Raw genomic sequence first — 12390 nt, 5'->3', positions numbered from 1 at the left:
GTGAGGATCCTACACACTGCCGACTGGCATCTCGGGCGTCAGTTCCACGGGGTGCCGCTGGACGAGGACCACGAGTCGGTGCTGTTGCAGGTCGAGACGGCGATCGCCGCGCACGTGCCCGACGTCCTCGTCATCGCCGGCGACATCTTCGACCGTGCGACGCCGCCCCAGTCCGCCCTGAGCCGCTTCGGCGACTTCGTCCGTCGAGTCGGGCGGGACGGAGGCCCGGCGATCGTCCTGATCGCCGGAAACCACGACTCGGCAGCCCAGATCGGGATGATGGGCGTGCTCGCCGACGCCGATCGCTCGCTGGTGCGCGGTCCGCTCGACGCGGAGGAGAAGCCGCTGATCCTCTCCGACGAGCACGGATCGGTTGCGATATCGGCTCTACCCTTCTCGTACGAGTTCGCGGCCAGGGCCTGCTACGGCAGCGACGACATCTCCTGCCCCGCCGACGTGCTGCGCGAGCAGGTCGCCAGCGCCAGACGGCATCTGCCCGACGGTGCGCGCTGGGTGGTGGTGGCCCATGCGTTCGTGGAGGGAGCGGCGACCAGCGACGGGGAGCGACCGCTCACCCGGGCGGTCGGCGGGATCGAGACGGTCCCCTCGTCGGTCTTCGAGGGTGCCGACTACGTCGCGCTCGGTCACCTCCATCGGCCGCAGGCGGTCGGCGCGGAGCACTTGCGCTATTCGGGATCGCCGCTGGCGTTCGGCTTCGACGAGGAGGGACACGAGAAGTCGATGACCCTGGTCGATCTCGCTGGCGACGGATCGGTCACCATCACCCTCATTCCGTTCGTGCCGCATCGGCGCATCCGCACGCTGCGCGGCAGGCTGGTCGAGCTGCTCGCCGCGCCCGGGGGTTCGAACGACCTGATCGGCATCCTCCTCACCGACGAGGCGAGGCAGATCGATCCCATGAAGCGGATCCGCGAACTGTACCCCAACGCGGTCCAGCTCGCCTACGAGCGCGACGTGTCGACCGGCGAGCAGCGGCTGCGCGACGGACGGGCGGCGCTGGAGAGCCCGAAGGAGATGGTCGCCCAGTTCGTGGGCTTCGTCCGCGAGAAGGGGATCACGGAGGCGGAGAGCGCGCTCGTCGCCGAGAAGCTCGCCGCTCTGGCGCCGGCGGGAGAGGATGCGTGAGGCCGGTCCTGCTCACGATGACGGCATTCGGACCGTATGCCGGGACCGAGGCGGTGGACTTCCGGGAGGCGACGGATGCCGGCCTGTTCGGCATCTACGGCGCCACGGGCTCGGGCAAGTCGTCGATCTTCAACGCCATGACGTTCGCGCTGTTCGGCGAAGGCGCCAAGCGCGAGCAGCCGATCGGGACGATGCGGTCGGGCCATGCCGATGCGGACCGGCTGACCGAGGTGTCGCTCCTCTTTGAACTCGGGGAGAAGCGCTACTTCGTGCGCCGTCAGCCGGACCAGAGTCGACCCAAGAAGCGCGGTGAAGGCGAGACGACGGACGCGCACAAGGCCTGGCTGTTCGACGCCACCCTCGTTCCGGTGGACGAGGTCACCGTCGACAACTGCGGCACGGTCCTCGCCGAGACGAAGGTCGGCGAGGTGCTGAGACAGGTGAAGGAACTCCTCGGCTACGGCGTCGAGCAGTTCCGTCAGATCGTGCTGCTGCCCCAGGGGCGGTTCGAACGCTTCCTGGTCGCCGACAGCGACCAACGTCTCGCGATCCTGCGCGAACTGTTCGACGTGAGCCTCTACCAGCGTCTGGCGGCGCGCATGAAGGACGACGCTGCGGCGGCGAGGCGGGAATACCAGGACGGACGTCGCGTCGTCGGGCAGCGTCTCGCCGACGTCGGCTTCGCCAGTACGGACGAACTCGCCGCCGGCATCGCCGCGGCGGCGGAAGCGGCCGCTGCACGCCACGTCGAGGCGGACGGGGCCGAGGCGGCTGCCGGGATCGCCGAACAGGCCCATCTCGCGGCCGAGACGGTCGAAGGCCTCTTCCGAGCGGCGGAGAAGGCCGAGAGCCGGAAGCTGGATCTCCTCCGCGAGCAGCCCGCCGTCGATGCCCTCCAGCTCGTGGTGACGCGCGCCGAGAAGGCCCAGCGGGCGATGGACCTCGCCTCGCGTCTGACCGAGATGGACGCTTCGCGCCGCATCGCCGTCGAGGCGGAGGAGAAGGCGCGCGGCGCCGCCCGCGATGCCCAGATCGAGCACGGCAGGCGCGAGGAGGCGTTCCGGATCGCGAAGGAAGGCGCGGAACGGATCGACGGCCTGAAGGCGCGGATCGTCGAGATCGACCGCCGGAAGGAACTGCTCCGGAGCGCGGAGGTTCTGAAAGCGAAGCTTGCGGTCCGTCGGACGGAATTGCGGGCAGCCCAGACGGCGTTCGACGCAGCCGAGGCCGAACGCGCGAGGCTCGACCGCCTCCGCATCGATCTAGCAGACCGTGTCGACGGTGCTCGCAGAACCAGCGTGGCGCGTGCCGGCCTCTCGGCCGAGCTCATCTCGGCGAACGCCGATCTCTCCGCAGCCAAGGCCTACGACCTGGCCGAAAGGAGGTCCGTCAAGGCGAAGGAGGATCTGGCGGAGGCGCGGAAGGCGCATGAAGCGGCGGCGGGCGAGGTGGAGCCCCTCCGTGCCGCAGCGGCCGCCACCGAACGGTCCTTCATCGATGCCCAGGCGCAGGTGCTCGCAGGCATGCACCTCGTCGACGGCGAGCCGTGCCCGGTCTGCGGAAGCGCCGAACACCCGTCGCCCGCAGAAGGCGAGGGTGACCCGCGCGAGTTCGAGATTGCGATGCGCTCCGCCCGCAGGCGGCTCGACGACGCGGTGAGCAGGGCCAACCGCACCGAGGCCGACGTCGCATCCGCCGGGGCGGTGTCGAAGGAGCGCGAAGCCGAATTCGATGCGCTGACGCGTCCTGCGTTCTCGATCGAAGAAGCGGCGAAGGTCGTCGCCGAGGTGGAGGCCGGGATCGAGGCGCTGGGCGAGGTCGTCGCGCCGGCCGAACTGGAGCAGCAGGCGGCGGCCGCCGGGACGGACCTGGCCACCGCCGCTGCGGCTGCGGAGGGCACGCGCGAGACCCTGCAGCAGGCGCGTACCGACGAGGCCTTGGCCGCACGCGCGTACGACGACGCCATCGCCGCCGTCCCCGAACCGCTGCGAGCGCCAGGCGCCCTCGATCGCGAGGCAGTCGTGGTCTCGTCTTCGATCAGGACGCTGTCCGAGGCGCTCGCCGAGGCCGACGAGGGGCTGCGCCGGGCGGCGACCGCGCGGGACACGACCGCTGCGGCGGTGACCGGCGCGGTTGATGCCGTCACCCAGGCGAAGAACGCGGTCGCCAGGGCCCGGGCAGCCTTCGAAGCGAGGCTGGCCGAGGTGGGGCTCGATCAGGCGTCCTACGATCTTGGCCGCGCGGACATCCCCGTCGTCCCCGGGCATGTCGAGCGCATAGACACCCATCGGAAGGAGGTCGCCATCGCCGAAGCCCAGGCGACTTCCGCGCATGACGCGATCAGGGACGTGGAACGACCCGACGTCGGTGTTCTGGCGGCCGTGCGGGACGAGGCGCGCGCCGAGCGCCTGAGGACGCGCCAGGTGGCGGCCGATGCCGACGCCGCGAGGAAGGTGCTCGACGATCTGCTGGCGTCGTTGAACGATCAGCTGACGCGTCTGGACAGGCTGGAGGAGGAGACGGGACCGCTGCGGGAGCTGGCCGAGGCCTTCGCGGGCGAGAATCCGCTGCGGACGACGCTCGAAGCGTTCGCGATCGGCGCGATGTTCGATCACGTGCTCGACGCCGCGAACCTCCGGCTCGATCCGATGACCGGCGGCCGGTACCGCTTCGAACGTGACGTGCAGTCCGTCGGCGGCAGGACCAAGCGCGGCCTCGACGTCCGCGTGCACGACGTCCAGACCGGACGGCTCCGCGAGATCAGCACGCTGTCGGGCGGCGAGACGTTCATCGCCGCGCTGTCGCTTGCGCTCGGTCTCGCGGACGTCGTCGAGATGAGCCACGGGCGCATCCGGCTCGACACGATCTTCATCGACGAGGGCTTCGGCAGCCTCGACACCGAGAACGACGGCGGGACGCTCGACCGCGTCCTGCAGGTGCTTCAGGAGATCGTCGGTCGGAACCGTGCCGTCGGGCTGATCTCGCACGTGCCGCTGGTCCAGCAGGCCGTGCCGAACGGCTTCTCCATCGTGGGGAGCATAGGTGGAAGCCGCGTCGAGCGGAGGGCCATGTAGTCCGATGTCACGGACACATCTCCGGACGGCTCGGCGTGCGGAAGAGCACGTATCGGAAGTATTACAGTCGGCGGCTTCGGTCGCGAATGGAGATCGATGAGCCATGAGGATCGAGCCGCACGACCAGTTCCGCAAAGCCCGGCTGACGGGGGCACTGGAGGCCATCTGCCAAGAGTTGGAACTGACCGAGACCCAGTATCGTGAGGCGCGGAGCCGCTATGAAGTTGTCGGTAGCTGGATGGCCGACTCCTCTAACCCTGCTCTCTCCGGTCTCGTGATCTACGTTCAGGGCTCGACCGCGATCGGGACCACCGTGAAGCCGATCGGGCGCAACGAGCACGACGTCGACCTCATCGCCCGATTGACGCATGCCGCGATCGGCCTGCCACCGGCGGTGGTCAAGAGGATGGTGGGCGACCGGCTCAAGGAGCACGGCACCTATCGTCGGCTGCTCGAGGAGATGTGCCGCTGCTGGCGGCTAGACTACGCCAACGAATTCCACCTCGACATCACGCCGTCGATCCCGAACGTCGGATGCGCGAACGGCGGCGAACTGGTCCCCGATCGCGAACTCCGGTCCTGGAAGGCCTCCAACCCCAAGGGCTACAAGGCGCTCTTCGAACGACGGGCTCTTCTCCGCCCGCAGTTCCGTCTCGAGAAGCGGGACGTGACCTTCGCCGACCGCGCGGCGAACGCGAGCGTCGAGCCCTATCCCGAAGCGGGCGGGTTCAAGGGGCTGCTTCGCCGGGCGGTGCAGATCGCCAAGCGTCACCGCGACGTGCATTTCGAGCGTCGTAGGGGCGAGTGCGCGCCGATCTCCGTCATCGTAACGACGCTGCTCTCGCGGAGCTACGAGTGGTGCGTGTCCAACGCCGTCTACGACGACGAGTACGATCTGCTCGTGGACGTCGTGCGGCACATGCCCGACACGATAGGCCACGAAGGCGGGCGCTGGTGCATCTGGAACGAGACCACCGCGGGCGAGAACTTCGCCGAGCGCTGGAACGATCACCCGGATCGCGCCGCCTCCTTCTTCTCGTGGCACCGCGAGCTCACGGCCGACCTGGCGGATCTCCGCTCGATCGACGGCCTCGATCTCATCGGCGAGCGGATCGAGAAGGCGCTTGGCGGGACCCCCGCCAACGTCGCGATCGGTCACATCCGGGATACCACCGCTCGCGAACGGGCGGCGGGGACGCTGCGGTACGGCGCCGCCGGGCTCGTGGCGGCGACTGCCGCTTCGAGGGCGTCGTCGGCGCCCGTCCGGTCGAACACCTTCTTCGGCCGCTGAGCGATGGAACGCCGGGCACTGACCGCAGCCGAGCAGTACCTGGCGCTGCGTACCGCGACACACGTGTCTGGCGAGGGGCGGTTGCGACGCGAGCGCCTCACCTGGCGGTTCCCGGTGAGGCCGGACCCGCTCGGGCGCAGCTACGTCGCGCGGCTGGACTATGCGCTGAAGACGGCGCCGCGGATCGTGATCGAGTCGCCCGACCTCGTCGCACTCGCCGCAGGTCGTCGCATTCCGCACGTCTACTCCGAAACGCCGATGCAGCTCTGCCTGTATCTTCCCGACGCCTATGAATGGACGCCGGATCAGCGGTTGGACCGGACGATCATACCCTGGACCGCCCTTTGGCTGTTCTACTTCGAGGAATGGCTCTGGTCCGGCGAATGGCGTGGCGGCGGCGTGCATCCCGGGGACAGGCCCAGGACACGTCGGCGCAGGAGGATGTCCAGGTGACGACGGCGCTGAAGGCGGCTGCCCCCCGGGGTCGAAGCAACAGGCTGCGCAACGTCACGCGTCAGATCATATGGGCACGCGGCGCGGGAAGGTGTCACATGTGCAATGTCGATCTGATCGGCGATCTGGTCTCCGGAGCGGAGGACGCCAACTTTGGCTTCATCGCCCACATCGTCGCCGACGCGCCTGACGGTCCGCGCGGGGATGCGGAACTCAGCCATCTTCTCGCGGACGACCCGGGCAATCTCATGCTGCTCTGCCACGTCCACCACAAGGCGATCGACGTCGAACTGGTCGATGAATATCCGGTCGAGCGCCTGCTGAGGATCAAGGCCGATCATGAGCGGCGGGTGTCGATCCGGACCGGCGTCCTGCCCGAGAGGGCGAGCCACGTCGTCCGCTACGCCGCGAACGTCGGGCAGCATCGCAGGACCATGCCCTACCAGGAGATCGCGCGCGCGATGATGCCCGATCGCCATCCCGCGAATGGTCGCGAGACCATCGACCTGTCCCTTCACGGCAGCGTGATCGAGGACGACGAACAGGCCTACTGGGCATTGGAGGCGGCCAACCTCCGGCGGCAGATGTCGCACCGCGTTAGCGAGCGCATCGAGGTCGGCGAGATCGACCATATGTCGGTCTTCGCGTTCGCTCCCCAGCCCCTGCTGATCCTGCTTGGATCGCTCCTCGGCGACATCACGCCTGCCGACGTCTATCAGCTGCACCGGGAGCCGGCCGGCTGGGCTTGGCCGGAGGGCGGGTCGGAGATGCCGCTGGTAGCCACGTCTCCGGCCGTACTGGGGAAGGGCCCGGTAGCGCTGAAGATCGCGCTGAGTGCGGACGTAAACGATGCGCGCGTCAGAGCGGTTCTGGGCGACGACGTCGACATATGGACGCTGACCACACCCAAGCCCAACAACGACGTACTCAAGCGGAAGGAGGACCTTTTGGCCTTCAGAACCGAGCTGCGGCTCCTGTTGAACCGGATCAAGGCCGACCGACCTGATGCGGACGTGATCAACATCCTGCCCGCGATGCCCGTGTCGGCTGCGGTCGAGGTGGGTCGTGCCTGGATGCCGAAGGCCGACCTTCCGTTGGATGTATGGGACGAGAACCGGAAAATTGGTGGATTTGGTCGAGCGCTGCGGATCGACGGTGCGTTGGGATGAATGCCGGCTCCTCCATCATTCGTGGTGATTGAGCTAGAAGGGACGGACGTCCTCAGGGGTGCGTTCCTCAAGTTGTCGGCGAGGGAGCGCTGCAGCATTTGAGCGAGGCTTAATCTGTCGAATCCATCGCACCTTGGAATTCGGAATACTCGACCATTGTCCTGATCGCCGATGGCTTTCCACTGCCGCCAGCCACCGATGGATATTGCCCATGACCCAAGACGGCGCTCATCGCACGATCGCGCCGAGCGTGGTCCTACGTCTGCTCTTCCCCGATGCTAGGCATTTGGTCATCCGATTTGGATGTGAACTGCACGCCTTTTTGAAGAATGAATAACGGCGGAACTCGGGGAACGGCAAGGCCTCGATAAATGACCGCAACTGGGTCCTGCCTTCGGCAGGTGTCGACCAAAATGGGCCGTTCACTGATCGGGCTTAGGACGGCAGCACCCGCTGAAACCGGTCATTCGCCCAGCGTGAAGCCGTCTAGCAGCGTGCGCCAATGTCGGTCATCTGGCCGTTCCCAGGCTGATTCAGAAAGCCGAATTAATACGACTGGTGGCAAACGTACTGGCTGGTATGGAGCGAGGAAGCAGCCTTGGCGCCCATTCGTCAAGGTAGTTTTTTGAGAGCAATATGCGACGATTGGTTGCACTGTTCTGCTAGCTTTCGATTTCATTTCGTGTTGTCGTCGTTAGTCTCCCACATAGGTCGGCATCATCATTGGAGGGGGTTTGTTCACAATCCCGTTGGCTGCTTGGAAGAATGGTCTCTGGTCAGAACTGTTCGATGATTCGACTGGCGATGGTCGTCCCGTATCCATCATGCATATCGACGAAGGGCTGTTCGCGCGCGCCGCTCATCAGCAGGGCGCGACCCTGTCGGATGTTGCCGCGCGCGAAGCGTTTCTCGCGGCTTTCCCAGATCGACTGAACGTACAGCGCTGGCTCGCCGGATCAGAGAACCCGGGGGAGGCGCTGCTGCCACTGCTAGTGCTCTGCTGCCTCGCCGCCAGCGAGGCGGCTGATAGCGATGACAATGATTATCGCGGCCGCATGCGCGATCTGATGGGTTGGGATGAGCGGATCATCAACTGCGCGGGCCTACCCCGACTCTGGTCGAGGCTGACCAGGCTAACGATCGAGTGCGATGCGCGGACGCCGACGCGTAGGTTAGTGCTGCCGGATCCCCGCTACCGCACCCAGATCGGACATGCGATTGAGCTGACCTTCCCTTCGCGCAACGACGCCAGGCGGTTGGCGCAAGAGCTCGCGGGGGAGGTTTTCGATTTCGATGCGCCCCGAGCGGTGCTGGCCTGGCTCGTCCCGCTCATCGATCGGGGCCGCTTCTCACCGACGTTCACAGAGACGTTCAACGATTTCCGGGCGGCGTGGATGAATGCGGAGAGAGCTCTTGCAGATCATCGCTTTTGGTCGGGATGGCGGTTGGCGACACAGGGATTACGCGCGACGGTCGCGGCTGATTACTTTGAAATCGTCACGGATGAATGGGGTGGTCGACATCTCATCGAGCCTGCGAGCGAGGCCGTGATGGATCTTGAACGCGCGCTCAAGGCGCGGAGTCTTCCGTTAGCGCTCGCAACTGCCGCAACGCGAGATCACGTCATCCCGCTCGTCGAGAGCGAATGGGGCAAGCTGCGTTGGATCGGGAACGATCGCGGCCGGGCGCCTAGTGCGCTGCTCATTCGTCAGCGGGCGTTTGGATCTCGCGTCGCCGCGCTTCGCTGCCTCCCCGTCGCCGGTGCCGATGGCTGGGGGCTGACCTTCGACGTCGCGGGCGCGCTGGGCGAACGCGGTGGGACGCTGGACCGGGACCGATTGCTCGATGTCACGCTGACCGGCTGCACCCGGGTCGATGGCGGGGTGCTGGCGAGGCCCGCACTGCCATTCGTCGTTGAGACGACTGGCCATGTCAGCGCCATCTCCTTGGAAGGCGATGCCGCCGATCAGCTTACTCTAGCCAAAATCGGTATAGGGGTGTGGCGGATCACGCCCAACCAGCCCTTGGAGGGCGAGGTCCGCATCATCGCGGAACCGCGCGGCGGTGGGGCGAAGCTCGACCGGGCATTGCGCTTGCGACGGTCCAGCCTCGCGCCGTCGTTCAGAGATGTCGTGCCTGACCGGCTGTTTGACGCCGACCCGGCGCCGCGTCATGGCTGGCCATTCGTCGCTGAGCCTAGCCATGCCTTGCCAGATCTGGCCGCTGACATCGCGCTCAACGCCGCGCCGGCGCTGCTCGACCTGATAGAGTATCTCGCGATCCGCACCGCGCCAATCCCGCTCGGCGCGCTTGTCGATGTAACGCGCCAAGTGATTGGCGACGAAGCGATCAACCCTTGGGATGTTGTCCAGTCGCTGCGCGACGCGGGCGTTGTGAGGATCCTCGACGTCCGGGGCTGGCGCGGCCGAATGATCCTATCACGCGCGCCGCGCGGCGCGCTTATCCATGTGGGCGACGCCTGGTCGCTGGTCTTCGAGGGATGCGTCAACGAGACGTGGATCGCCCGACTTGAGGCGTCGATGGCGCGCCATGGCGCCTCGCTCGAACGGCGTTCAGGCGTGAGTCGGTGGTCGCCCCCGACCTTCGTGGCGCGTAATCCCGACGTCGATCCGTTGCGCGAGATCGCGAAGGCGATCGACACGCCCGTCGATCACCTGCACGCCGGGCTGGAGCCGCTGTCTTCGCTCTTAGCCGGCATCCCGATCGCGAGCGCACCCGCCGGCGCCTTGCGTCGGGCCATCCGGCTTGCTGGCCAGCACGCTCCGATCAGCTTTCTCGATCCGAGCCGAAGCAACGCGTCGCCGCTTTGGGCGGTCGATGCGGGCGGCACGACGCGTTATTGGAAGTTCCGGGACGACGCCATCCTCGACGCTTACGCGTCGATCAAGGCGCGCCCGTTCACGACTTCCGATGCCCGGGTCGTTGCGCGCGACGCCCGGCTGCCGAGCCATGTTGCCCGCTGGATGCGCCTCACTGGCGGCGTCGCGGCGGGGCCAACCGGGGAGGACTACGCTTATGCGTGGAATACCGCGATCGCGCGCGAACTGATGCGGGTCGCACCTGAATTCTTCGGGACGGTCACAATGGACAACGACATCGACACCTCGCCAATCTCGCGTCGATGGCGGGCGCGGGCGATCGGGTCGGCATTGGGGCCACAGGTCACTTCGGTTTGGAACGCCGCGCGGGGCGCGCGGGGGGGGGAATGAGCTTGGTCGACGTCCTGAAGTGCCAGTTTCTTGGCGAGGTCGAATACGCGCAGCATAATTTCGCCCGGTTGCGACCGCTCCTCTATTCCGCCGACGGTCGAGCTTGGACCGGTGTCGCCGAGCGCGCTTGGTTTCCGCAGATCGGGCTAGTCTTCTCGATCGCGACCGAGCTCCGATACGCGCCGTCCGGTTCCATGTGGGTCTTCCAGGTCAGGCCCAATGAGCGCGGCGCGGGCGAGGACGCCTTCATCACCCTCCAGGCCAAACCGGCCACACGCTTCCTTACCGAGCTCGATTCCATGCCGAGCGAGGAGCTCCGTGTCCTTGCGACAATCGATGGGTTCGACCCGAAAGCGACTCAGGGCGGCATCCTGTTTCCCGAGGCAGAGGATCGCTGGGTCCTCGCGTCCGAGTTCGAGCGAGGCGCCGACGATCGTGCCCGGGTTACCAACACCCGCGCACTCGGCCGTATGCGCGTGCTCGAGGGCACCCTCGAGGCCTTGGCCGGCCGCCCAACTCAGGATGGCCGGTGGTTCCTACCGGTTATCCACTCGGGCCATGGCTCGGACGTGCGCAATTGGCGCCCTCCTGGCGAACTCGCTGCGCAAATCGCGGCCGACCTGCGCCGCTGGATGCCGCACGCCCCACATAAGGCGCGGGCGGCGACGGCGGCGATCGCGCTGCGTGATCTCGCGCCGGTCCTCGATACGATCCCGGCGACCCGCTCGCTTGAGGTGCGCGCCGCGCTCGATCGCGTCCTAGCGTTGAGCGAGGATGCTGAGGCGCTCACAGGCTCAGTCAATCAGTTGGTCGAGGCACTGCTGGCATCGCCTGCGATCGCGACCGCGATCGAGGCGGAGAAGCTGGCGATCCGCCGCGATCTCGAAGCGCTGGCGCTCGATTCAGCTGAACGCCTCGAGGCCGAGGCGCGCGCGCGCCTCACCACTGAGCAGGCCGAGATGCGCGAGGCGCTAGCGCGCGATCAGGCTAGTCTTGACGCCATACGCGGCGAGATCGCCGGCGGCGAGGCTGCGATTGAGGAACTGCGCCGCCGTCAACGTGGCGAGACCGCCGCCTTCACCAAATCGCTCGAGACGCTGATCGCGCGAGCGCGCAAGGAACCAGCGGCCTACGCCGCTGAATGGCTCGGCAAATTAGGCGTTGATCAAAGCTTGATGGGCGCGGGTGGCGCCACCGCGCCAGGTCCGGATCCTCTGAGCGACTTCGCCGACCATGATCTCATACCGGAGGTCGAGCTCGGACGCGCGTTGATGGCCGCCAGCCCAATTCGTAATGATGGGCTGCCGCGCTTCCTGCTCATGGACGCGGCGATCCGGGCACGCGAACTGGTTGTTGGCTTGGGGCCCAAGGCGCGCGACGTAATCGAGACGTGGCTCGCCGCCTTCGCGCCTAACTGGATCGTGGCCCGCGCCGCCGATCCGTCCCTGCTCGCTCTTGACGACCTGCTGCCAACGGGACCGCGCGGGGCCGCCGCACCGCTGGCGGCCGCAATCGCGCGCGCTAACGCTGCGCCCGATCGCGCGATCGTGGCGCTACTCGATGACGTGGATCCCGTCGCCGGGGCCTTCTGGCTGCCCCAAGCCGCGCGCGCCGGCCGATGCCCGGCCGCTCATGGCCTGCCGCCGAATCTCATTCTCATCGCCTTGATCGAGGGCGAGCCTTCGAAGCTGGCGTTCAGCCTCACGCGCGTCGGTGAGTTATTTCCGCTGGCGTTTGACGATGTCGAGGCGGTCGCAGCCCGCAGCGCCGACATTGTACCACGCGAGATCGGCCTCGAATTGTACCGCCCGCCATCGCTTCGCAATGGGGTCAGCGAGCGCGTTACAGCGATGCGCGCTGCGGCCGATCAGATCTTTTCAGAAGAGGACGCCGAACGGCTCCGGGATGAGTTCACGGCCTATCTCCACTGGACCAAATATGGCGCGACCAAACCGGCGGCTGAATTGAGGGTCGCGGGCGCGCTCTCCAACGCCGCGACAATGACCCGCAAGGGAGAGGACTGACAC

The 12390-nt window shown here is 67.0% G+C and carries 7 protein-coding genes; all 7 read left to right on the top strand.

The window, feature by feature from the left end:
* The 7 genes from KV697_RS09350 to KV697_RS09320 all read left to right on the top strand — a co-directional run bounded on the left by KV697_RS09350 (position 1) and on the right by KV697_RS09320 (position 12387).
* On the top strand, positions 1-1146 hold the full coding sequence (locus KV697_RS09350; protein WP_219021029.1) for an exonuclease SbcCD subunit D: 1146 nt from the start codon (positions 1-3) through the stop codon (positions 1144-1146).
* Positions 1143-4220, top strand: coding sequence for an AAA family ATPase (locus KV697_RS09345; RefSeq protein ID WP_219021028.1), 3078 nt, complete (start codon positions 1143-1145; stop codon positions 4218-4220). The genes KV697_RS09350 and KV697_RS09345 overlap by 4 nt, the downstream gene beginning before the upstream one ends.
* 103 nt (positions 4221-4323) lie before the next feature.
* Positions 4324-5511, top strand: coding sequence for a nucleotidyltransferase domain-containing protein (locus tag KV697_RS09340; protein ID WP_219021027.1), 1188 nt, complete (start codon positions 4324-4326; stop codon positions 5509-5511).
* A 3-nt stretch (positions 5512-5514) separates the two neighbouring features.
* Complete coding sequence (locus KV697_RS09335) at positions 5515-5964, top strand: hypothetical protein (RefSeq protein ID WP_219021026.1); 450 nt, start codon at positions 5515-5517, stop codon at positions 5962-5964.
* Positions 5961-7133: an SAVED domain-containing protein gene (locus tag KV697_RS09330; protein ID WP_219021025.1), complete on the top strand. Its 1173-nt coding sequence runs from the start codon at positions 5961-5963 to the stop codon at positions 7131-7133. The genes KV697_RS09335 and KV697_RS09330 overlap by 4 nt, the downstream gene beginning before the upstream one ends.
* 824 nt (positions 7134-7957) lie before the next feature.
* The gene (locus KV697_RS09325) at positions 7958-10363 is read left to right on the top strand and encodes a hypothetical protein (RefSeq protein ID WP_219021024.1); all 2406 of its coding nucleotides are present in this window, start codon (positions 7958-7960) and stop codon (positions 10361-10363) included.
* The gene (locus KV697_RS09320; protein ID WP_219021023.1) at positions 10360-12387 is read left to right on the top strand and encodes a hypothetical protein; all 2028 of its coding nucleotides are present in this window, start codon (positions 10360-10362) and stop codon (positions 12385-12387) included. The genes KV697_RS09325 and KV697_RS09320 overlap by 4 nt, the downstream gene beginning before the upstream one ends.
* The last annotated feature ends 3 nt before the right edge of the window (positions 12388-12390 follow it).

It is taken from the genome of Sphingomonas sanguinis, from assembly GCF_019297835.1.
In the GTDB taxonomy this organism is placed as follows: domain Bacteria; phylum Pseudomonadota; class Alphaproteobacteria; order Sphingomonadales; family Sphingomonadaceae; genus Sphingomonas; species Sphingomonas sanguinis_D.
Note: the sequence above shows the minus strand (reverse complement) of the source record. Positions and strands in the feature narration are given on the sequence as shown.